This window comes from Citrobacter sp. RHB35-C17 (genome assembly GCF_013816795.1).
Classification (GTDB): domain Bacteria; phylum Pseudomonadota; class Gammaproteobacteria; order Enterobacterales; family Enterobacteriaceae; genus Citrobacter_A; species Citrobacter_A amalonaticus.
In genome coordinates this window covers 3,024,693-3,046,138 of the sequence record NZ_CP057150.1, presented here as the reverse complement: position 1 = coordinate 3,046,138, position 21,446 = coordinate 3,024,693, and the positions used below count along the sequence as shown (strand labels likewise).

Here is a 21,446-nt window from a genome sequence, read left to right as displayed (position 1 = left end):
CGCTGAAACTTACCGGGCTTTTTTACGTCTGCAAGAATCAGTCTTTGTCTGCCGGACTCAGGGTCACGGAAGAGAGATAGTTCAGCAGTGCGATATCGTTTTCAACGCCCAGTTTCATCATCGCTGATTTCTTCTGGCTGCTGATGGTTTTGATACTGCGGTTCAGCTTCTTGGCGATTTCAGTCACCAGGAAACCTTCGGCAAACAGACGCAGAACTTCACTCTCTTTCGGAGAGAGACGTTTGTCACCGTAGCCGCCCGCGCTGATTTTTTCCAGCAGGCGAGAGACGCTTTCCGGGGTGAACTTTTTGCCTTTCTGCAGCGCAGCCAGCGCTTTCGGCAGGTCTGTTGGCGCGCCCTGTTTCAGGACAATCCCTTCGATATCGAGATCAAGCACCGCGCTCAGGATTGCCGGGTTATTGTTCATGGTCAGAACAATGATCGACAGGCTTGGGAAATGACGCTTGATGTATTTGATCAGGGTGATCCCATCGCCGTACTTGTCGCCCGGCATAGAGAGATCGGTAATCAACACGTGTGCATCTAATTTTGGCAGGTTGTTGATCAGTGCTGTGGAGTCTTCAAATTCGCCAACAACATTCACCCACTCGATTTGCTCAAGTGATTTGCGAATACCGAACAGTACAATCGGATGGTCATCGGCAATAATTACGTTCATATTGTTCATGTAAAGGCTACCTTGCTACAGCAAGCTCTTGACGTAGGTGTCAATGTCGCTGATGTATTTTTCTATTCCTGGAGCATCTTTCTCACGAATCAGATGTTCCAGCGTTTCACATAACTGCTTGCCGGGTACCAGATTTAGCATGGCAAACACGCCTTTCAGGCGGTGAGCCGTTTGGGCTAGCGCAGCAAAATCGCTGATTGCAGCCTCAGTATACAACCTCTTAACATCATCCGGTACTGTGTCTACAAATAGTGCGTAATAACCGCTGGCATGAAGTTCGGCGTTTTCATCACCTCCCAGAGGGGATTCCGGGATCGCTTCTTGTGCCAGTTGCTCTTCAATTAGTTGTAGTACAGCTTCCTGCATAGCGTTGCTCATATTAAAGTTGACGCGAAGCTGGCCTGGGCCAATTTTCCGCACGCCTGACTCATCATCGCTTAAAAGCAAGCCGGAGGCAGTAAGATTAGACGGATTATCAGTTAAAAAGAGATCATATTCTTGACTTATGAGTCTCTCATCCGGGGTGATGCAGGTCGCTCCCCAGTTTTCCAACTGGCGAAGCACGATATTGCGCACCTCGTTAGAGGTCACGTCGATCATCACGCTGACATCATCCAGCAGACGCTCTTCGTCTTCTTTATGCTGGTCGAGCGGCGTCATTTTAACATGGACTGTATAGCGTGTACCCAGCGCATCTCGCGCTTTTATGCTCAAATGTCCGCCAAGTTTACGCGCCAGCTGATCGCATAACCAAAAGGCCAGCGGATTGGCTTTACCGTAACGGTCTTTCTGCGTCTCACTGATGAACGGGAAATGCAGGTTGTCAATTTCGCTTAACGTCACGCCTTCGCCGGTATCCAGAATGCGGAACGTCAGGCGCTCGGCCACCGATTCGTCCTGATCAACCTCGAGCGTGATTTTACCAATCTGGGTAGTTGTTACCGCGTACTGCATCAGCAGCAGTAAGATCCGTCGCAGTGCATTGCGATCGCCATGTCGTTCGTCGTTTGCCTTCAGATGGTTGTTGATAAGCAGTTGCAGTCCTTTACGCTTCATCGCGGGCAGCACTTGCGGGACGACTTCGTCAATTAACGTCTGAACCGAGAAGAGGGTAGGCTCACTCTTCCAGGCGTCGTTTTCCAGCATGTTCGCCAGTTGAATTTCATCGATCATGCGGACCAGTACATCGGCATGATTCGCCAGTTGCTGTGCATCAGACGTTTGCAATTGAGCAACTTCCGCTGCCAGCGTTTTGACCGGCTCTTTCAACGTCTCGCTGATGTTTTGCATAAAGGCGACGCGGCCCTGCTGATTTTTTTCATATAACCGCTGAGCCTGTTTGAGCTTTTTGTTCACCAGCACTTCACGATCCTGGTCGCGGATAATAAAGATCTGGGTGCGTGGAGCGACCTGGCTGCGAAACAGGCGTATCTCATACAGCTCGTTATTGACGGTCGCCTGGATCACGCCCTGATGCTGTTCCGCCATGCTGGTGATGTTTTGCAGATTCAGATGCGGCAACAGATGGTCGGCAATTTTGTTACTCATCACCGTGCGGTTCGCTTCTTGATCATGCACCAGCAGACCCAGCGGCAGTAGGGAGACAATCTCTTCGTTAATCGCGCGCAGAATCCGTAGCTCATTATTAGCTGCGGTATTGGGCGCGACTTCCGTTGTGCGTCCCGGCTGGTTGCGGAAGGTGGTATAGCCGAACAGGGCGAGCGCCAGCAGCCCGATATTCAGCAATAGCGGTAACAGGATGTTTTGCAGCGTATCGAGCAGTAGGGTGCCAAACGGCACCTGCCAGACCAGGCGCATTCCCGTCGAGTTCAGCGCCGACGAGATTTCAATTTTCGAACTGTTAAAGCTGATGCTTACGCTGTCGGGCGATTCTTTATCTGCATTGCGTGCGCTGGCTGGAGTCGTGTCAGGCTCAAGGCGGAAGCTGTCCAGTGGCATGCCGGGAGGAATTAAGTCGTTGATGGGCAGGTCAAACGCGACAACGGTCGCCAGGTGTCCCGGCTGATTAAACGTGGTTCGCAGCGTAAAATAGTGGCCGTTTTGCCATGCCAGCCGACGCAGCGATGAGAAACTTTCCCGTTCGTCAAGCGCATTGGCCTGCTGGAGCATTTCTGCCCGACGGGAATCGACAATGCTGCCGATGGTCGACTCTTTAAATCCCGAAGAGAGATCTTTTAACGGCAGCGTCGAGATGAGCGTCAGGCTGTTATCCTGCCCGTTGAGATAATACATGGACCACGGCACCGTCTCAGCGCCCCACAGCGTGTCGAGGTAGGACGAGATGCGCTGCGTCATTTCCAGCGTTGAGCTGTCATGCGAGCCAAAGATCAGCGCTTCGGTTTTTCGCCGCGGTTTTTCAAGATAGTAAACGTCCTGTTTCAGGCGCGTTTCCTGCAATCCTTCGCTGCTCGACGGATTCGTCGTCGCGGCGATGTTGTCATAGATTTGCCAGGTCGCGTAACGCCAGGTATCGATACGCTTATGAATTGCATGGGTGATATCGACGATTTGATAGCTTTTATCTTTCAACCAGGCGTTAACCGCGCTTTGCACCATCACGCCCATCGTCACCAGCAACACAATGATCAGCAATAAAAAGAAACGGGTAATGCTTCCCGGCAGGAGGGAAAATCGGGACGTAGCCGTTGTATCAGACTGACTCATTCGTGGTTATGACCTGTAAAACAACGCAGAAGGTGAAAGGGCAGTATAAAGGGTACGGTGTGAATTTCCACACTCTCTACTCATTGATGTTCTGCATTTTTTGCCAAAAAGAATTCATCAGTTAAATGGCGTAAAAGTGTACAGGCCCACCAGAGGCGTACACATATTCCCCGTCAAGTGTGAAGAAATAGCACGAAATAACAAGAAATCGGTTTCTGATATCAGTCAGTGACTGAGTGAAGGTAAATAGTTAATAGTTGTTATTATTTTTATGCGGTAGCACATAAAGAGAAAATAAGTGTAAAGAAGGGTAAAAAAAAACCGGACGCATCGCATCCGGTTGAAATAGGGGTAAACAGACATTCAGAAATGAATGACGGTAATAAATAAAGTTAATGATGATAGCGAGAGATATTTTAGAGATGCATGACGATTTTGTTTTGTCATTCAGTGCTATCAAACTTATTTGTGTAATTACTTGTTTTATATGTATTTTATATATTTCTTGAGTGATCGTGCTTATTTTTTGTCTTTTTGAAGCAAAAAAAAAGTTCCTTGGAATTTACATTTTGAAACATCTATGTGGATAAATGAAACATCTTAAAAGTTTTAGTATCATATTCGTGTTGGATTATTCTGCAATTTTGAGGAGAATGAACTTGCCGACTGGTTAATGAGGGTTAATCAGTATGCAGTGGCATAAAAAAGCAAATAAAGGCATATAACAGAGGGTTAATAACATGAAAGTTAAAGTACTGTCCCTCCTGGTACCAGCACTGCTGGTAGCAGGCGCAGCAAATGCGGCTGAAATTTACAACAAAGACGGCAACAAATTAGACCTGTTCGGTAAAGTCGACGGTCTGCATTATTTCTCCGATGATAAAAACGCTGATGGCGATCAGACCTACATGCGTATTGGCTTCAAAGGCGAAACCCAGGTTAACGATCAGATCACCGGTTACGGCCAGTGGGAGTATCAGATCCAGGGTAACGCGCCTGAATCCGAAAACAACTCCTGGACTCGTGTTGCCTTCGCCGGTCTGAAATTCGGCGATGCGGGTTCTTTCGACTACGGTCGTAACTACGGCGTTGTGTATGACGTCACGTCCTGGACCGACGTCCTGCCAGAATTCGGTGGGGATACCTACGGTTCTGATAACTTCATGCAGCAGCGTGGTAACGGCTTCGCGACTTACCGTAACGCTGATTTCTTCGGTCTGGTTGATGGCCTGAACTTTGCCCTGCAGTATCAGGGTAAAAACGGTAGCCCATCTGGTGAAGGTGCTGATGGCATCGCTTACACCGGCGTGACTAACAACGGTCGTGAAGCGCTGCGTCAGAACGGTGACGGCGTTGGCGGTTCTGTAACCTATGACATCGGCGAAGGCTTCGGTCTGGGTGCGGCAGTGAGCAGCTCCAAACGTACTGATGAGCAGAACAGAGCGATCTACCTGGGTAACGGCGATCGCGCTGAAACCTACACCGGTGGCCTGAAATACGACGCTAACAACCTGTACCTGGCGGCGCAGTACACTCAGACCTATAACGCAACGCGTGTAGGCGGCGAAGGTTGGGCAAACAAAGCGCAGAACTTCGAAGTGGTTGCTCAGTACCAGTTCGACTTCGGTCTGCGTCCGTCCGTTGCTTACCTGCAGTCCAAAGGTAAAAACCTGGGGACTCTCAACGGTCGTAACTACGACGATGAAGATCTGCTGAAATATGTTGATGTGGGCGCAACCTACTACTTCAACAAAAACATGTCCACCTACGTTGATTACAAAATCAACCTGCTGGATGACAACAACTTCACTCGTGATGCCGGTATCAGCACCGACGACGTTGTTGCACTGGGCCTGGTTTACCAGTTCTAAGTTTGCTTAATGTCGATAAAAGGCCCTGCGGGGCCTTTTTTTGTGCGGTTTTTCGGCGTACAACCGCCGGTTTTTGGTGTACTCTTGCGCCTCTTTTGCAGGAGGACAATCACGTATGGAAATGAACGTTGCTCGTGCGGCCTTACTGGCTGTGACTCTCTTTTTTACCGGGTGCGATAACGCACCGGACGCGGCGCAAACGCCTGCCGCGGCTCCGGTCGTGCTGGAAGGGAAAACAATGGGCACCTTCTGGCGCGTGAGCGTGGTCGGAGTCGATGCCAAATCAGCAGCGGCGCTACAAACGAAAATTCAGACGCAACTGGATGCCGACGACCAACTGCTCTCCACTTATAAAAATGATTCGGCGCTGATGCGCTTCAACCAGTCGAAAAGTCTTTCTCCCTGGCCCGTCAACGAGGCAATGGCGGACATTGTTACCTCAGCGCTACGTATTGGGCAAAAAACCCAGGGGGCGATGGACATCACCGTTGGGCCGTTGGTGAACTTATGGGGGTTTGGTCCCGACAAGCAACCGGTCCAGATCCCGACGCAGGCGCAAATTGATGCGGCAAAGGCCAACAGCGGGTTGCAGCACCTGTCGGTGATTAACCAGGCGAAACAGCAGTACCTGCAAAAAGATCTGCCAGATTTGTTTGTCGATCTCTCCACTGTCGGTGAAGGCTATGCCGCCGATCACCTGGCACAGTTGATGGAGCGCGAAGGTATCGCACGCTATCTGGTCTCTGTCGGGGGGGCGCTGAACAGTCGCGGGATGAACGCTGAAGGGCATCCGTGGCGGGTGGCGATCCAGAAGCCTACCGACCGTGAAAACGCGGTTCAGGCGGTGGTGGATATTAACGGGCACGGTATTAGTACCTCCGGCAGCTATCGCAACTATTATGAGCTGAACGGAAAACGCCTCACTCATGTTATCGATCCGCAGACGGGACGCCCCATTGAGCATAATCTGGTGTCAGTGACGGTGATAGCGCCAACGGCGCTGGAAGCGGATGGCTGGGATACCGGACTGATGGTGCTCGGCACGGAGAAAGCCAAAGAGGTCGTACGCCGGGAAGGGCTGGCGGTGTACATGATTATCAAAGAGGGGGAGGGATTCAAAACCTGGATGTCTCCGCAGTTTGAAAGTTTTCTCATTCGTGAACAAAATTAAAAAGCAAGATTGCGGGTTTTCGTGTGATGGGTTTCGGACACACTGCCGCTAAGCAGGCACTATGCTTAACGAAGGAGTCCAGTATGAAAAATTCTCTACGCGTAAATGACGACCAGCGCTGGCAATCGGTGCTGGAACGTGATTCTGAGGCTGACGGACAGTTTGTCTTTGCGGTGCAGACGACCGGCATCTTTTGCCGACCTTCCTGCACGGCAAAACATGCGCTGCGTAAAAATGTCCGCTTCTTTCCTGACGCGCAGGCCGCGTTGCTGGCCGGGTTTCGCCCGTGTAAACGCTGTCAGCCGGATAAAGCCAACGCCCGGCAGCATCGACTGGATAAAATTACGCTTGCCTGTCAGCTTCTGGAGCAGGAGAGCCCCATCACGCTCGATGCGCTGGCTGAACAGGTGGCGATGAGTCCGTACCATCTGCATCGCGTGTTCAAAGCCACGACCGGGATGACGCCAAAAGCGTGGCAGCAGGCGTATCGCGCCCGCCGACTGCGCGATGCCCTGAGCCACGGCGAAAGCGTGACGCAGGCGATTCTGAATGCCGGATTCCCGGACAGCAGCAGCTACTATCGTAATGCTGATGCAACGCTTGGGATGACGGCGAAGCAGTTCCGTCGCGGCGGTGACAAGCTGGCGGTGCGCTATGCGCTGGCGGATTGCTCACTCGGACGCTGTCTGGTGGCGGAAAGCGAGCGGGGGATTTGCGCCATTTTGTTAGGGGATGACGATGCGGCGCTGAAGGCTGAACTGCAGACATTGTTCCCGGCCGCTCAGGCTCAACCCGCCGATCCCGCTTTCCTGCAGCGTATTCGCCACGTTATCGCCAGTATTGACGGGCGTGATGCCGCGCTGTCGTTGCCGCTGGATATTCAGGGTACCGCGTTTCAACAACAGGTCTGGCAGGCGCTGCGGGCGATCCCTTACGGTGAGACCGTCAGCTACCAGCAACTGGCAAAAGCCATCGGTAAGCCGAACGCGGTTCGTGCCGTCGCCAGCGCCTGTGGCGCGAATAAACTGGCGATCGTGATCCCCTGTCACCGCGTTGTGCGAGGCGACGGTTCGCTTTCCGGTTATCGCTGGGGCGTGTCGCGTAAGGCACAAATCCTGCGACGTGAGTCTCCTGATGAGGGGGCATAATGCTTGATTTGTTTGCCGATTCGCAGCCCTGGCAGGAACCGCTGGCACCTGGTGCCGTCATTTTGCGCCGCTTTGCCTTCAACACAGCGTTGCAACTGGTGCAGGAGATTGAGGCGGTCGCCCGTCGGTCGCCGTTTCGCCAGATGATCACCCCCGGCGGTTACACCATGTCGGTGGCGATGACTAACTGTGGACGGCTGGGCTGGACGACCGACCGTCACGGCTACCTCTATTCGCCAATCGATCCGCTGACGGGGGACGCCTGGCCGGATTTTCCGCCGTCCTTCCTGCGGTTGTGTCAGCAGGCGGCAACGGCGGCAGGCTATACGGATTATCAGCCGGACGCCTGCCTGATCAACCGCTATGCGCCTGGCGCAAAGCTTTCGCTGCACCAGGATAAAGACGAGCCGGATCTGCGGGCGCCCATTGTTTCTGTCTCGCTGGGATTACCGGCTGTCTTTCAGTTTGGCGGCCTGAAACGTAGCGATCCGCTGACGCGCGTTCTACTGGAACATGGCGATGTAGTGGTCTGGGGCGGCGAATCGCGCTTGTTTTACCACGGAATTCAGCCGCTGAAGGCTGGGTTCCATCCGGCGACCGCCGACTGTCGTTACAATCTGACTTTTCGCCAGGCGGGTAAAAAAGAATAAAAATAAGAATTATTATTGCTGAACGCGTTGAGATGTTTAAACTGCGGGCTGTTATTCCTTGTCCGGGTTGTATGAATGGAACTACTTCTTCTTGTCTGGCGGCAGTATCGCTGGCCATTTATTTGCGTGATGGCGCTCAGCCTCGTCAGCGCGGCGCTGGGGATTGGCCTTATCGCTTTTATCAATCAGCGTCTTATTGAGACTGCGGATCCCTCTCTGCTGGTTTTACCGGAATTTCTCGGACTACTGTTACTGCTGATGGCGGTGACGCTGGGTTCACAACTGGCGCTCACCACGCTGGGACACCACTTTGTCTTCCGTCTGCGCAGTGAATTCATCAAGCGTATTCTCGATACGCACGTGGAACGTATTGAACAACTGGGCAGTGCCTCTCTGCTGGCCGGGTTGACCAGCGACGTGCGCAATATCACCATCGCTTTTGTTCGTCTGCCTGAACTGGTGCAGGGGATTATTCTGACCGTCGGTTCGGCGGCGTATCTGGCGATGCTGTCGACCAAAATGCTGTTGGTGACCGCTATCTGGATGGTCATAACCATCTGGGGCGGGTTTATGCTGGTATCGCGGGTTTACCGGCACATGGCGACGCTGCGCGAAACCGAAGATAAGCTGTATAACGATTATCAGACGGTGCTGGAAGGACGCAAAGAGCTGACGCTCAACCGCGAGCGGGCGGAACATATCTTCAACAACCTCTATATTCCGGATGCCAAAGCGTATCGCCACCACATTATTCGCGCCGATACCTTCCACCTCAGCGCCGTAAACTGGTCGAACATTATGATGCTCGGCGCGATTGGCCTGGTGTTCTGGATGGCAAACAGTCTCGGCTGGGCGGATACCAACGTTGCGGCGACCTACTCGTTAACGCTTTTATTCCTGCGCACGCCGCTGCTGTCGGCGGTGGGGGCACTCCCTACGCTGCTTACGGCGCAGGTTGCTTTCAACAAGCTGAACACATTCGCGCTGGCACCGTTTAAAGCAGAATTTCCGCGCCCGCAGGCGTTCCCGGGATGGAAAACCCTCGAACTGCGTAACGTCATGTTCCACTATCAGGACAACGCGTTCTCCGTGGGGCCGGTGAATCTGACGATCAATCGCGGTGAGTTGCTGTTCTTAATCGGCGGTAACGGCAGCGGCAAATCGACGCTGGCGATGCTGCTTACGGGGCTGTACCAGCCGCAGTCCGGGGAGATCCTGCTGGACGGTAAGCCTGTCAGCGCCGAAAAGCCGGAAGATTATCGCAAGCTCTTTTCCGCGGTGTTTACCGACGTCTGGCTGTTTGACCAGCTACTGGGACCAGAAGGCAATCCGGCCGATCCTGCTCTGGTTGAGAAGTGGCTGGGGCACCTGAAAATGGCGCACAAACTGGAACTGAGCGATGGCCGGATCCTGAATCTGAAACTGTCGAAGGGGCAGAAAAAGCGCGTGGCGCTGCTGCTGGCGCTGGCGGAAGATCGCGACATTATCCTGCTCGATGAGTGGGCGGCCGATCAGGATCCGCACTTCCGCCGCGAGTTTTACCAGGTGTTGTTGCCGCTGATGCAGGAGATGGGGAAAACCATTTTCGCCATCAGTCACGACGATCACTATTTTATTCACGCCGATCGTTTGCTGGAAATGCGTAACGGACAACTGATTGAGCTGGTGGGCGATGAGCGTGATGCTGCGTCACGCGATGCCGTCGCGCGCACGGCCTGATTCATCTGACCGTGGTCCCGATGGCGCAAGGCGTTTCGGGACAACGGTTGTTTTTTTATTCATCTGACGCCCCCGTTTATTGTTATTTACATAACCTCGCGCCATGCTTAATGGCATCTCGTATCATGGATTTATGATTAATGTTCGCAAAACACCAAAACAGCGCAAGGCTGCGCGATGAAGAGCGTGCGCGGCTGATCTGGCTGCTTACCACCGATAAAGCCATTGTTTCCACCCTGTTAGGCAAGCTCACCCTGGCTGAGCAATATGATGTCGGAACGTTAGCCGACGATATTGCTGAGGTAGGCGCGCTGGTCGACCATCTTCCACCACCTGACCTGGCGGATACCCTTGAAGCGCTCCCGTCGGAAGAACGTCACGCCCTCTGGCGGCTGATTCAGAGTGATAAGCGTGGATACGTCCTGCTTGAGGCGTCCGAAAACGTCTGGGATGACCTGATCGATGAAATGACCGATCGGGAACTGCTTGAGGCGCTGCAATATCTCGACATCGACGAACAGATTTACCTGGTTCAGCACCTGCCGCGTAACCTCACAGGCCGGTTGCTGGCGACGCTGCCGCCCGAAGAGCGGGCCCGCGTGCGCCAGGTCATGCATTACGAAAAGAATCGCGTCGGCGCGATCATGGAATTCGAGGTCATCACCGTGCGCCCGGATGTGACGCTGCAAGTAGTGCAGCGTTATCTGCGTCGTCTGGGCAAGATGCCGGAAAACACTGACAAACTGTTTGTCACCCGTCGCGACAAAACGCTGGTTGGTGAGCTAACCCTGACCTGTATTTTGCTCAATGACGTGCAGTGTAAAGTCAGCGAGGTGATGGATGACGATCCGCTGACCTTCGCCCCGGAAGATAAAACGGAAAATGCGGCGCGTACCTTCGAGCGTGACAACCTGGTCAGTGCGGCGGTAGTCGATTCTGCCGGTAAACTGATGGGACGCTTGACGATCGACGAGATCGTCGACGTGGTCTACGAAGAGACGGACACCGATCTGCGTCGAATGGGCGGATTGAGCGCCGAAGAGGATGTTTTTGCGCCCGTTCCCAAAGCGGTGAAAACGCGCTGGGCGTGGCTGGCTATCAACCTGTGTACTGCGTTCATTGCCTCGCGCGTGATTGATGGCTTTGAACACACCATTTCACAACTGGTGGCATTAGCGTCGCTGATGCCCATTGTCGCCGGGATCGGCGGGAATACCGGTAATCAGACCATCACCATGATTGTTCGGGCGCTGGCGTTACAAAACATCCAGCCTGGCAACCTGACGTTTCTTATTCTGCGCGAGATGGGGGTGGCACTGGTCAATGGCCTCGTCTGGGGGGGGATTATGGGCGGGATCACCTGGTGGCTGTACGACGACATGGCGCTCGGCGGGGTGATGACTCTGGCAATGATGCTGAACCTGTTAATGGCGGCGCTGATGGGGGTGATTATCCCGATGACGATGGTGAAGCTCGGGCGCGACCCGGCGGTCGGCTCGAGCGTGATGATCACCGCGATTACCGATACCGGCGGATTCTTTATTTTTCTTGGGCTGGCGACGCTGTTTCTGATGTAGTGCGTCGTTTACGCTTCACGACGCGAGGCAGTAATCCCATCGCCACCACCCCGGCAACCACGCCAATCGCCAGGTTGCCGGTGGAGACCGTTGCGCCAACGGTAATGACCATTACCAGCGTTTCCACCACGGGCAGTGTCGTCAGGGTGGCGGGCTGGATACTGTGCCAACTGAACGTTTTCACCGCCACAATCACCATGATCCCGGCCAGAACCGACATCGGGATTTTCGCCATCACGTCGCTCAGCGCAGTGACCAGCAGCAGTAAAACCAACCCGGCGGCGATCGTCGACACGCGGCTACGGCCTTTCCCCATCTCCACATTCACGATGGTCTGTCCGATCATCGCGCAGCCAGCAATGCCGCCGTAAAAGCCCGCCAGAATGTTGGCGAACCCCAGACCCGCGCTTTCACGATTTTTGTTCGACGGCGTGACCGTCAGGTCATCAACCAGTTTCGCCGTCAGTAGCGACTCCATCAGGCCCACAAAGGCGATACTCAGCGCGCAGGGCCAGATAATTGTCAGCGTTTGCAGATTCAGCGGCACTAACAGCTGCGTCAGTCCCGGTAGCCCGCCGCTCATTGCGCCTTCATCACCAACGGTCGGCAGCAATTGACCGGTGGTTGCGGTAAACAGCGTCAATAAAACAATGGCAATCAGCGGCGCAGGAATGCTTTTAATAACGCGCGGCATCCACAACACAATGAGTAGCGTTAAGGCAAACAGCCCCCAGATGAGCGGGCTTTTGCTCCAGAAATGGGGGACCTGGGCGAAAAAAATCAGAATACCGAGGGCGTTCACAAACCCGGTCATGACGGCGGCGGGAATAAAACGCATCAGGCGCGCCATCCCGGTAACGCCAAACAGAATCTGGATAAACCCGGCTAATACGACCGCTGGCAGAATGTACTGTACGCCATGCTGGAGCACCATCGGGCCTATCACCAGCGCAACGGAACCGGCTGCTGCCGTGACCATCGCCGGGCGACCGCCCATGAAAGACATTGCCAGACAAAGCACCACTGAGGCAATCAGGCTGACTTTCGGGTCAACGCCGGCAATCACCGAAAAGGAGATTACTTCCGGGATCAGCGCCAGCGCGGTGATCACCCCAGCCAGCGTTTCGCGTACCAGCAGACGTGGGGCGCGAAGAACGCCACTGACCGTGTGTTCCGCTGCCAGAGCAGGAGACGAAGGGGTTACAGACATATTTACTCTCAGGTCGGAAAGGGCCTGATAACAGCAGACCGACAGGCGTCCGTGCGGTGAATAACAACGCGCCGCATAGTACCTTTCTGGAGCGTCTGTTTCCAGAAAATATTGTGAATAACCCTATAAAGATTCAACGTATTTTTAACGTTTTTAAAATCTTAATATAATTTATAAACAATATTTAAATATTATTACTGAAGTGTTAACGTTGGTGCCGCTCGATTTTCACCTGCAAAAAAGCAAAAAAACGATACTAAAAGTAAGGCATTAACCATATGAAAAAAGTGACTGCCATGCTCTTCTCGATGGCCGTAGGGCTGAATGCTGTCTCGATGGCGGCAAAAGCGAAAGCGACGGAAGAGCAGGAGACGGACGTACTGTTGATCGGCGGCGGCATCATGAGCGCCACACTGGGAACTTATCTACAGGAACTGGAACCCGACTGGTCGATGACCATGGTGGAGCGCCTGGACGGTGTCGCGCAAGAGAGTTCAAACGGCTGGAACAATGCCGGAACCGGGCACTCTGCGCTGATGGAGTTGAACTACACACCAAAGAAAGCCGACGGGAGTATCAGTACCGAAAAGGCAGTCGAAATTAACGAAGCTTTCCAGATTTCCCGCCAGTTCTGGGCGCATCAGGTCAAGAGTGGCGTGATGCACGATCCGCGCACCTTCATCACCACCGTTCCGCACATGAGCTTCGTCTGGGGTGAAGAGAACGTCAACTTCCTGCGCGCCCGCTATGCGGCCCTGCAACAAAGCACGCTGTTCCGTGGTATGCGCTACTCCGAAGACCACGCGCAAATCAAAGAGTGGGCACCGCTGGTGATGGAAGGGCGCGATCCGAAACAGAAAGTCGCCGCTACGCGTACCGAAATGGGAACGGACGTGAACTACGGCGAAATTACGCGCCAATTGATTGCTTCGTTGCAGAAAAAGCCTAACTTTGCACTGGAGTTGAGCACCGAAGTCCGTGGATTTAAACGTAACGACGATAATACCTGGACGGTGACCGTCGCCGATCTGAAAAACGGCGAAACGGAACATAACATCAAAGCCAAATTCGTCTTTATCGGTGCGGGCGGCGCAGCGCTGAAACTGTTGCAGGAAACCGGTATTCCGGAAGCCAAAGAGTACGCAGGCTTCCCGGTTGGTGGGCAATTCCTGGTCGCAGAAAACCCGGACGTGGTGAACCGGCATCTGGCGAAAGTGTACGGTCAGGCTTCCGTCGGCGCGCCGCCGATGTCGGTCCCGCATATCGATACCCGTATTCTGGATGGTAAACGTGTCGTGCTGTTCGGGCCGTTCGCCACCTTCTCCACTAAATTCCTGAAAAACGGTTCGCTGTGGGATCTGCTGAGTTCAACCACGCCTTCCAACTTCATGCCGATGGTCAACGTCGGGATGGATAACTTCGATCTGGTGAAATACCTGATTAGCCAGGTGATGCTGAGCGATGATGACCGCTTCGACGCGCTGAAAGAGTACTATCCGCAGGCGAAGAAAGCGGACTGGCGTTTGTGGCAGGCGGGTCAGCGTGTCCAGATCATCAAACGTGATGAAGACAAAGGGGGCGTGCTGCGTCTGGGGACGGAAGTGGTGAGCGACAAAGAGGGGACCGTTGCCGCACTGCTGGGCGCGTCACCGGGCGCATCCACTGCGGCACCGATCATGCTCCATCTGATGGAAACCGTCTTTAAAGAGAAGGTGAGTACGCCGCAATGGCAGGCGAAGCTGAAAACGATTATTCCGTCTTACGGTACAAAACTGAACGGCAACGTTGAGGCGACGCAGCAGGAACTGCAATACACCAGTGAAGTGCTGGGGCTGCAATATGTTCAGCCGCAGACGACGGGCGCGGCACCAAAAGCGCAGCTTAAACCACAGGCTCAGCCTGCGCGTAAAGAAGTGGCAGATATCGCACTGTAACGGTATTGCCGGATGGCGCTGTGCCGCCATCCGGCATCATCAGAGACTTAACGCGTTACCGCGTTCTGCACGTTATCTTCCGCTTTCCAGATGCGGAATTTCACATCAACATTTGCCGGGGTATACACCACGATCGGCAACTTGCTGTTGTAACGCAGCATACCGTCATTACCCAGATAGGCGGTCACAAATTTCTGCTCTTTTTTGCCATCCGGACAAGCCATCATGGTCGATACCGGGGAGGTGACTTTATTAAAGACGTAGTAGTCATAACCCCAACCTTCCAGCGTTTTGCTTTCCAGCTCGCCGCCCAGGCGATGCTGATTGCAGTCGACTTCCAGCGTCTGTCCGATCATCAGTTCCACTTTAAGAGTAGATTCATCTTCCTGATGGGGTAGCTGAATAACCTGGCGCTTCATGCCTTTTTCCGCCTGCGGCCAGGGGGCGATTTTTTCCAGCGGTTGCGGATTAGCTTCCGTGGAGGCCGCCCACACAGAGGTGCTGACGAAAGCAGCGAACAAAACGGCAGGAACCATTGTCTTTATTTTTGAGTTCACAGGTTTTCCTTTTTTATCTTATGAACGATTTCACGGCAGATTAACATATAGACCAGAATCATTGATCTGTCTTTACGTATTTTTAAAGTCTATTTACTGTGGTTATGTAAATTTGTTGGTTATTTATTCTTGTTTTTGCCGTTTGTTTTGGTTAATTATCCCGGCAATCATTGCGATATATAAAATATTACATAACCATTTGATCTGTGCGGAGAAGCACATTCTGACAAGCTTCATTAACACTCTTTTGATCCAACCACTGGTTTTACCCCGATTGGGGTATGCACCTGGAACACATCCTTTACTATCTTACCGATCATAATAATGACTTAGTAGTAACGCGGTTTTTATTGTCGTTCACCCAGCCGGGGGAGCGTCGTTTATGGAAGGGCGATGCCATGGTTGATCTATCCCGTCGAGGCATACTGACTGGCAGTTGGCGTAGTGCCAATCGTGGGATTCGTCCGCCGTGGATCATGGAAGCATCTCAGTTTCTGTCCCAGTGCACCCGTTGCGACGCCTGTATTCAGGCTTGTGAACACGATGTTTTGCAGCGTGGCCCGGGTGGCTATCCGAGCGTTAATTTCCAACAAAGCGAATGCACCTTCTGCTACGCCTGTGCGCAGGCTTGCCCTGAATCTCTCTTTTCTCCGCGCCACACCAGGGCATGGGATCTGATTTTCACCATTGGGCAAGCGTGTCTGGCGTATCAGTCCGTAGAGTGCCGCCGCTGTCAGGATAGCTGTGAACCGCAGGCGATCCTGTTTCGCCCAACGTTGTCCGGCATTTATCAGCCACAACTCGATAACCAGAACTGTAACGGATGCGGCGCGTGTGTCGCCAGTTGCCCGGTGTCAGCCATTACCGCGGAGTATAACCATGCACATTAACTGGCAGGTCTGCAGCCTGATTGTTCAGGCCAAAGGCGAACAGGTACAGGATATTAGCACGCAGCTAAATGCTTTGCCGGGCTGCGAAGTGGCCGTAAGCGACGAGCAAAGCGGCCAGATGATTGCGGTGGTTGAAGCAGAACACAGCGAAACGCTGATGCAAACAATTGAGTCGGTACGCAACGTTGCGGGCGTGCTGGCGGTGTCGCTGGTTTATCACCAGCAGGAAGAACAAGGTGAGGAAACACCATGAAACTCAGTCGTCGTAGCTTTATGAAAGCTAACGCCGTTGCGGCCGCTGCGGCGGCTGCCGGGCTAAGCGTACCGGGCGTTGCCCGCGCAGTTGTCGGTCAACAGGAAGCCATTAAGTGGGATAAAGCCCCGTGCCGTTTTTGTGGTACAGGCTGTGGCGTGCTGGTCGGCACTCAGCAGGGGCGTATTGTCGCCTGTCAGGGTGATCCGGAAGCCCCGGTTAACCGTGGTCTGAACTGCATCAAGGGCTATTTCCTGCCCAAAATTATGTACGGAGAGGACCGTTTAACGCAGCCATTGCTGCGTATGAAAGATGGTAAGTACAGCAAAGACGGTGAATTTACGCCGATCAGCTGGGATCAGGCTTTCGATGTGATGGAAGAGAAGTTTAAAACCGCGCTGAAAGAGAAAGGCCCGGAGTCTGTCGGCATGTTTGGTTCCGGCCAGTGGACCATCTGGGAAGGTTACGCCGCCTCCAAACTGTTTAAAGCGGGCTTGCGCTCGAACAACCTCGATCCCAACGCGCGTCACTGCATGGCCTCAGCGGTGGTAGGCTTTATGCGTACCTTTGGCATGGACGAACCGATGGGCTGCTACGACGATATCGAGCATGCCGATGCGTTTGTCCTGTGGGGCTCGAACATGGCGGAAATGCACCCGATCCTCTGGTCGCGCATTACCAACCGTCGTCTCTCCGATCCGAATGTTAACGTCTCCGTGCTGTCTACCTTCCAGCACCGTAGCTTCGAGCTGGCGGACAACGGGATGGTGTTTACGCCGCAGTCTGACCTGGTGATCCTCAACTACATCGCTAACTACATCATTCAAAACAACGCGATTAACCAGGACTTCTTCAGCAAGCACGTCAACGTCCGCAAAGGGGCAACGGATATCGGTTACGGCCTGCGTCCGACGCATCCGCTGGAAAAAGCCGCGAAAAACCCAGGCTCTGATGCTTCTGAGCCGATGAGCTTTGAAGACTACAAAGCGTTTGTGGCTGAATACACGCTGGATAAAACCGCTGAAATGACCGGCGTGCCGAAAGATCAGCTGGAGCAACTGGCGAAGCTGTATGCCGACCCGAACAAGAAAGTCATCTCTTACTGGACGATGGGCTTCAACCAGCATACGCGCGGCGTGTGGGCCAACAACCTGATCTACAACATTCACCTGCTGACTGGCAAAATCGCGCAGCCGGGCTGTGGACCGTTCTCACTGACCGGTCAGCCTTCTGCCTGTGGTACCGCGCGTGAAGTGGGAACCTTTGCCCACCGTCTGCCGGCGGACATGGTGGTCACTAACGAAAAACACCGTGAGATCTGTGAAAAGCACTGGAATATCCCGGCTGGAACCATTCCGGCGAAAATCGGTCTCCACGCAGTTGCCCAGGACCGGGCATTGAAAGACGGCAAGCTGAACGTCTACTGGACGATGTGTACCAACAATATGCAGGCCGGTCCGAACATCAACGAAGATCGTCTGCCGGGCTGGCGCGATCCACGCAACTTTATCATTGTCTCCGATCCGTACCCGACCGTCAGCGCGCTGGCCGCGGACCTGATCCTGCCAACCGCAATGTGGGTGGAGAAAGAAGGGGCTTACGGTAACGCCGAGCGTCGTACCCAGTTCTGGCGTCAACAGATTAAAGCGCCGGGCGAATCGAAATCCGATCTGTGGCAACTGGTTCAGTTCTCGCGTCGTTTTAAAACGGAAGAGGTCTGGCCGGAAGAGCTGCTGGCACAGAAACCGGAACTGCGCGGCAAAACCCTGTACGACGTGCTGTTTGCCACCCCTGCGGTGAGCAAGTTCCCGTTGACGGAGTTGAAAGAGGATCAGCTTAACGACGAATCACGTGAGCTGGGCTTCTATCTGCAAAAAGGGCTGTTTGAAGAGTACGCCTGGTTTGGTCGTGGACACGGTCACGATCTCGCCCCGTTCGATGACTATCACAAGGCGCGCGGCCTTCGCTGGCCGGTGGTTGACGGAAAAGAGACGCAGTGGCGCTACAGCGAAGGCAACGATCCATACGTCAAAGCAGGTGAAGGCTACAAGTTCTACGGTAAGCCAGACGGTAAAGCGGTGATCTTCGCGCTGCCGTTTGAACCGGCCGCAGAAGCGCCGGATGCCGAGTACGACCTGTGGCTTTCCACGGGGCGTGTACTGGAGCACTGGCATACCGGCAGTATGACGCGCCGCGTGCCGGAACTGCACCGTGCGTTCCCGGAAGGGGTTCTGTTTATCCATCCGCTGGATGCGAAAAAACGGGATATGCGCCGTGGCGACAAGGTCAAAGTGATCTCACGTCGTGGTGAGGTGATTTCCATTGTTGAAACCCGTGGACGTAACCGTCCGCCGCAGGGGCTGGTCTACATGGCGTTCTTCGACGCCGCACAGCTGGTGAATAACCTGACGCTGGATGCGACGGATCCGCTCTCTAAAGAGACGGATTTCAAGAAGTGCGCCGTGAAACTGGCGAAGGTGTAACACGCCATGTCCAGGTCAGCGAAACCCCAAAATGGCCGCCGCCGCTTTCTGCGCGATGTTGTTCGCACAGCGGGCGGACTGGCTGCCGTTGGCGTGGCGCTGGGGTTACAGCAGCAAACCGCACGGGCTACAGGCGTGCGGTTGCGCCCGCCTGGGGCCGTGAACGAGAACGCCTTTGCCAGCGCCTGCGTGCGCTGCGGGCAGTGCGTTCAGGCATGTCCGTATGACACCTTAAAACTGGCGACGCTCGCATCAGGGTTGTCGGCGGGGACGCCGTATTTTGTTGCCCGCGAGATTCCGTGCGAGATGTGTGAAGACATTCCGTGCGCCAAAGTCTGCCCCAGCGGGGCGCTGGACCGGGAGATTGCCTCCATTGACGATTCGCGGATGGGGCTGGCGGTGCTGCTGGATCAGGAAAATTGCCTGAACTTCCAGGGATTACGCTGTGACGTCTGCTATCGCGAATGCCCAAAAATCGATGAGGCTATCACGCTGGAATTGGATCGCAACATGCGAACCGGCAAACATGCGCGATTTATCCCGACCGTTCACAGCGACGCCTGCACGGGGTGCGGGAAATGTGAAAAAGTCTGCGTGCTGGAGCAACCCGCGATAAAAGTGTTGCCGCTGTCGCTGGCGAAAGGGGAGTTGGGTCACCATTACCGCTTCGGCTGGCTGGAGGGGAACGATGGCAAATCGTAAACGTGATGCCGGGCGTGAAGCGCAGGCGAAAAAAGGCGTCTGGCGGAGTCATCGCTGGCTGATTTTCCGCCGGCTCTGTCAGTTTATGGTGCTGGGGATGTTTCTGAGCGGCCCGTGGTTTGGCGTGTGGATCCTGCACGGGAATTACTCCAGCAGCCTGCTGTTGGAGTCGATCCCGTTGACCGATCCGCTCATCACCCTGCAAAGCCTGGCGAGCGGTCATCTGCCTGTGGCGGTGGCGCTAACAGGCGCGGCGATTATTACCGTGCTTTACGCCCTGGCAGGAAAGCGATTGTTTTGCGGTTGGGTTTGCCCGCTGAACCCGATTACCGATTTTGCGGCCTGGCTACGCAGAAGGTTTGACCTGAATCAGTCCGCAACCATTCCACGTCATATACGGTACGTACTTCTGGTTGTCGTGCTGGTGGGTTCAGCACTGACCGGGACGCTACTGTGGGAATGGATTAACCCTGTTTCACTGCTGGGGCGTAGCCTGGTGATGGGATTCGGTAGCGGCGCACTGCTGATTATCGCTCTGTTTTTATTTGATTTGCTGGTCGTTGAACACGGCTGGTGCGGGCATCTTTGTCCTTTAGGCGCACTGTATGGCGTACTGGGTAGCCAGGGCGTATTAACCGTTGCGGCGAAAGACCGACAGAAATGTAACCGCTGTATGGACTGTTTTCATGTTTGCCCGGAACCGCATGTATTACGTGCCCCGGTGCTGGATGAGCAAAGCCCGGTGCAGGTCACCAGCCGCGATTGCATGGCCTGCGGTCGCTGCGTGGATGTCTGTTCTGAGGACGTATTTACAATAACTACACGATGGAGTTCGGGAGCGAAATCATGAAAAGCCATGACCTGAAGAAAGCGCTGTGTCAATGGACAGCCCTGCTGGCCCTGGTGGTGAGCGGTGCGGTTTGGGCGGCAAACGGAGTGGATCTTAGCCAGTCTCCGGAAGTGTCGGGGACACAGGAAGGGGCGATTCGCATGCACAAAGAACAAGAGCGTATGCCGCTGAATTACGTGAATCAGCCGCCGATGATTCCCCATAGCGTCGATGGTTACCAGGTGACCACTAACACCAACCGCTGCCTGCAATGCCACGGCGTTGAAAGCTATCGTACCACCGGCGCGCCGCGTATTAGTCCGACGCACTTTATGGACAGCGACGGCAAAGTGCTGGCCGAAGTGGCGCCGCGTCGTTACTTCTGTCTGCAGTGTCACGTGCCGCAGACTGACGCCCCGCCGATTGTGGGTAACACCTTTACCCCATCGAAAGGTTACGGGAAATAAGAGGTTATTATGGAAAATGCTAACCGTAAACCAGGCCGGATTAAGCGCCTCTGGCAGTGGTGGCGTCGCCCCAGTCGCCTGGCGCTGGGTACGCTGCTGTTAATCGGGTTCGTCGGCGGGATTATTTTCTGGGGTGGATTTAACACCGGGATGGAAAAGGCCAACACCGAAGAGTTCTGCATTAGCTGCCACGAAATGCGCAATACCGTGTATCAGGAATACATGGAAACCGTACACTACAACAACCGTAGCGGTGTGCGTGCGACCTGTCCTGACTGCCACGTACCACACGAGTTTGTGCCGAAAATGATCCGTAAGATCAAGGCCAGTAAAGAACTGTACGCAAAAGCATTGGGACTGATTGATACCCCGCAGAAGTTCGAAGCGCATCGTCTGACGATGGCACAGAATGAATGGCGAAGAATGAAAGATAACAATTCTCAGGAGTGTCGTAACTGTCACAACTTTGACTTCATGGACTTAACGGCCCAGAAGAGTGTCGCCGCAAAAATGCACGATCAGGCGGTGAAAGATGGGCAAACCTGTATTGACTGCCATAAGGGGATTGCGCATAAGCTCCCCGATATGCGCGACGTCAAACCGGGCTTCTGA

18 protein-coding genes are annotated in these 21,446 nt (G+C 54.1%); 14 read left to right on the top strand and 4 right to left on the bottom strand.

What is annotated here, in order from left to right; translation table 11 throughout:
* Window positions 1-37: 37 nt before the first annotated feature.
* Together rcsB and rcsD are read right to left on the bottom strand one after the other, a co-directional pair.
* Window positions 38-688, bottom strand: a complete 651-nt coding sequence (gene rcsB, locus HVZ37_RS14500) for a response regulator transcription factor RcsB (RefSeq protein WP_001061917.1) — start codon at window positions 686-688, stop codon at window positions 38-40.
* Between the two features lie 15 nt (window positions 689-703).
* Complete coding sequence (gene rcsD, locus HVZ37_RS14495) at window positions 704-3,373, bottom strand: phosphotransferase RcsD (RefSeq protein ID WP_046401788.1); 2,670 nt, start codon at window positions 3,371-3,373, stop codon at window positions 704-706.
* Between the two features lie 740 nt (window positions 3,374-4,113).
* Here rcsD and HVZ37_RS14490 point away from each other — a divergent pair.
* The 6 genes from HVZ37_RS14490 to mgtE all read left to right on the top strand — a co-directional run bounded on the left by HVZ37_RS14490 (window position 4,114) and on the right by mgtE (window position 11,509).
* Entirely contained in the window at window positions 4,114-5,244 is a 1,131-nt protein-coding gene (locus HVZ37_RS14490; RefSeq protein ID WP_043000069.1) for a porin OmpC, read from the top strand.
* A gap of 115 nt (window positions 5,245-5,359) precedes the next feature.
* Complete coding sequence (gene apbE, locus HVZ37_RS14485; RefSeq protein ID WP_043000070.1) at window positions 5,360-6,415, top strand: FAD:protein FMN transferase ApbE; 1,056 nt, start codon at window positions 5,360-5,362, stop codon at window positions 6,413-6,415.
* An 83-nt stretch (window positions 6,416-6,498) separates the two neighbouring features.
* Window positions 6,499-7,563 (top strand): bifunctional DNA-binding transcriptional regulator/O6-methylguanine-DNA methyltransferase Ada, encoded by a 1,065-nt coding sequence (ada, locus tag HVZ37_RS14480; RefSeq protein ID WP_044258584.1) that lies wholly within the window; start codon window positions 6,499-6,501, stop codon window positions 7,561-7,563.
* On the top strand, window positions 7,563-8,213 hold the full coding sequence (gene alkB, locus HVZ37_RS14475; protein WP_044258586.1) for a DNA oxidative demethylase AlkB: 651 nt from the start codon (window positions 7,563-7,565) through the stop codon (window positions 8,211-8,213). Before ada ends, alkB begins: the two co-directional genes overlap by 1 nt.
* 75 nt (window positions 8,214-8,288) lie before the next feature.
* Window positions 8,289-9,932: a multidrug ABC transporter permease/ATP-binding protein gene (locus tag HVZ37_RS14470; protein ID WP_043000073.1), complete on the top strand. Its 1,644-nt coding sequence runs from the start codon at window positions 8,289-8,291 to the stop codon at window positions 9,930-9,932.
* Window positions 9,933-10,072: 140 nt separating this feature from the next.
* On the top strand, window positions 10,073-11,509 hold the full coding sequence (gene mgtE, locus HVZ37_RS14465) for a magnesium transporter (protein WP_043000074.1): 1,437 nt from the start codon (window positions 10,073-10,075) through the stop codon (window positions 11,507-11,509).
* On the opposite strand, the gene HVZ37_RS14460 is transcribed toward mgtE, so the two are convergent.
* The gene (locus tag HVZ37_RS14460) at window positions 11,472-12,719 is read right to left on the bottom strand and encodes a SulP family inorganic anion transporter (RefSeq protein ID WP_181627638.1); all 1,248 of its coding nucleotides are present in this window, start codon (window positions 12,717-12,719) and stop codon (window positions 11,472-11,474) included. The two genes, mgtE and HVZ37_RS14460, sit on opposite strands and share 38 nt — an antisense overlap.
* 278 nt (window positions 12,720-12,997) lie before the next feature.
* On the opposite strand from HVZ37_RS14460, the gene mqo reads away from it, so the two are divergent.
* Window positions 12,998-14,653: a malate dehydrogenase (quinone) gene (mqo, locus tag HVZ37_RS14455; RefSeq protein ID WP_156594955.1), complete on the top strand. Its 1,656-nt coding sequence runs from the start codon at window positions 12,998-13,000 to the stop codon at window positions 14,651-14,653.
* Window positions 14,654-14,700: 47 nt separating this feature from the next.
* Here mqo and eco read toward each other — a convergent pair whose 3' ends face one another.
* Complete coding sequence (eco, locus tag HVZ37_RS14450) at window positions 14,701-15,198, bottom strand: serine protease inhibitor ecotin (protein ID WP_181628488.1); 498 nt, start codon at window positions 15,196-15,198, stop codon at window positions 14,701-14,703.
* Window positions 15,199-15,608: 410 nt separating this feature from the next.
* Here eco and napF point away from each other — a divergent pair, with 410 nt between their 5' ends.
* The 7 genes from napF to napC are packed head-to-tail and all read left to right on the top strand — an operon-like array spanning window position 15,609 to window position 21,446.
* Entirely contained in the window at window positions 15,609-16,100 is a 492-nt protein-coding gene (gene napF / locus HVZ37_RS14445; RefSeq protein ID WP_043000077.1) for a ferredoxin-type protein NapF, read from the top strand.
* Window positions 16,090-16,353, top strand: coding sequence for a chaperone NapD (napD, locus tag HVZ37_RS14440; protein WP_043000078.1), 264 nt, complete (start codon window positions 16,090-16,092; stop codon window positions 16,351-16,353). The genes napF and napD overlap by 11 nt, the downstream gene beginning before the upstream one ends.
* On the top strand, window positions 16,350-18,836 hold the full coding sequence (gene napA, locus HVZ37_RS14435; RefSeq protein ID WP_044258593.1) for a nitrate reductase catalytic subunit NapA: 2,487 nt from the start codon (window positions 16,350-16,352) through the stop codon (window positions 18,834-18,836). Before napD ends, napA begins: the two co-directional genes overlap by 4 nt.
* A gap of 6 nt (window positions 18,837-18,842) precedes the next feature.
* Entirely contained in the window at window positions 18,843-19,538 is a 696-nt protein-coding gene (napG, locus tag HVZ37_RS14430; RefSeq protein WP_043000080.1) for a ferredoxin-type protein NapG, read from the top strand.
* Window positions 19,525-20,388: a quinol dehydrogenase ferredoxin subunit NapH gene (napH, locus tag HVZ37_RS14425; RefSeq protein ID WP_044268651.1), complete on the top strand. Its 864-nt coding sequence runs from the start codon at window positions 19,525-19,527 to the stop codon at window positions 20,386-20,388. The genes napG and napH overlap by 14 nt, the downstream gene beginning before the upstream one ends.
* Window positions 20,385-20,834 (top strand): nitrate reductase cytochrome c-type subunit, encoded by a 450-nt coding sequence (gene napB, locus HVZ37_RS14420; RefSeq protein ID WP_042317908.1) that lies wholly within the window; start codon window positions 20,385-20,387, stop codon window positions 20,832-20,834. Before napH ends, napB begins: the two co-directional genes overlap by 4 nt.
* Before the next feature lie 9 nt (window positions 20,835-20,843).
* Window positions 20,844-21,446, top strand: a complete 603-nt coding sequence (gene napC / locus HVZ37_RS14415) for a cytochrome c-type protein NapC (protein ID WP_043000082.1) — start codon at window positions 20,844-20,846, stop codon at window positions 21,444-21,446.